We start from the raw sequence: 1,597 nt of genomic DNA on the forward strand, positions 1-1,597 counted from the left end.
GTCAGCCGCCCGCGCGCGCCATCGGTGCGGCGGTCGAGGCGAGCGCGTCGTCGATGATCTCCCCGGCTCCGCCCAGGCTCAGCTCCGCCTCCGGGGTGAGCACCAGGCGGTGGGTCAGCACCGGCACCGCCACGTCCTTGATGTCGTCCGGGGTGACGAAGCCGCGGCCCTCGATGGCGGCCAGCGCCTGCGCCGCGCGGACCAGGGCGATGCTGCCGCGCACGCTGGCGCCGTAGCGCACGGCCGGGTGCTCGCGGGTCGCCGCGGCGAGCCGGACGGCGTATCCGGCCACGCCGGTGTCGACGTGCAGGCCGCGGACCGCTTCGACGGCGGCGGTGAGGATGTCGGTGTCGACCACCGCGGACAGGTCGTCGGCGGAACGCCCGGCGGTGTTGCCGAGCACCACGTCGACCTCGTCGTCGTGCTCGGGGTAGCCCACGGTCAGGCGCATCAGGAACCGGTCGAGCTGCGCCTCGGGCAGGCGGTAGGTGCCCTCCATCTCGATCGGGTTCTGGGTGGCGATGACCAGGAACGGCCGGGGCACCCGGTGGGTCTCGGCGTCCACGGTGACCCGGCCCTCGGCCATCACCTCGAGCAGGGCCGACTGGGTCTTCGGGGTGCCCCGGTTGATCTCGTCGGCGATGACGACGTTGGCGAAGACGCCGCCCGGGTGGAAGGTGAAGCGCTCGTCCTTCTGGTGGTAGACACTCACTCCGGTGATGTCGCTGGGCAGCAGGTCCGGGGTGAACTGGATGCGGCTCCACCGTCCGCCGATGCTGCGGGCCAGGCAGCGCGCCAGGGTGGTCTTGCCGAGCCCCGGCACGTCCTCGATCAGCAGGTGCCCCTCGGCCAGCAGCCCGGCGACGGCCAGCCGGACCAGCTCGGGCTTGCCCCGCACGACCTGTTCCACGTTACGCATGACGAGCCCGGCGACCCGCGCCGCTGCCGCGGGGTTCACCCGGCGGTCCAGAGCAGACGGTTGGACTCCATGCCGTCCACGATCACCCAGACCTCCTGGCCCACACCGTTGAACGGGAACCGATGGCTGGCGGTGAGGTTACCCTTCGGATCGGTCGTCAGCCGGGCACCGGTGTTGAAGTTCTTCCAGACGGAGGCCCACGGCTCGATGTCGTAGGCCGTGTTCGGCTCGAAACCGCGCATCGTGACCTTGACGAACGCGCACTCCGGCGGGTTGCAGCCGTGGTCGTACGTGGTGGGGTCCCCGCGTGAGACGACCAGCGAGCGCTCCGGCGCGGGCTCCGGGACGATGGCCGACACCGTGGCGGCGGGCCCGCGACCGGCGGTGTTCTCGGCCGCGACGGTGATCCGGTACGACATGCCGGCGGTGACGCCGGTCAGCGTGGCCGAACGGCTGCTCCCGGAACGCGTCGTCGACTCGCTCCCGCCGCCGGCCGGCCCCCAGGACACCCGGTAGCCGCTGACCGCGGCGCCGTTGCCGGCCGCGGCACCCCAGCTGACCACGATGTTCCCGCCGGTGACGCCCGCACGGACCCGCGGCGGCATGCCGGGCGGACTGGCCGGCACCGCCTTGCGCGTGGACGGGGACCCGGTGTCCGAGCTGCGCGGCACCTGCCCG

The 1,597-nt window shown here is 73.1% G+C and carries 2 protein-coding genes; both read right to left on the minus strand.

Annotated features, from left to right (window positions below; all coding sequences use genetic code 11):
- Position 1 precedes the first annotated feature (1 nt).
- Positions 2-919, minus strand: a complete 918-nt coding sequence (locus tag AB0C29_RS47500; RefSeq protein WP_360834848.1) for a MoxR family ATPase — start codon at positions 917-919, stop codon at positions 2-4.
- Positions 920-954: 35 nt separating this feature from the next.
- The coding region (locus AB0C29_RS47505) for a fibronectin type III domain-containing protein (protein ID WP_360834846.1) at positions 955-1,597 on the minus strand (643 nt) is incomplete at its 5' end.

The organism is Actinoplanes sp. NPDC048791 (assembly GCF_040650095.1).
Taxonomy (GTDB): domain Bacteria; phylum Actinomycetota; class Actinomycetes; order Mycobacteriales; family Micromonosporaceae; genus Actinoplanes.

Bases quoted from the DNA above. Each gene is read 5' to 3' on its own strand.
- AB0C29_RS47500 (WP_360834848.1), bottom strand. From the start codon at position 919: ATGCGTAACGTGGAACAGGTCGTGCGGGGCAAGCCCGAGCTGGTCCGG.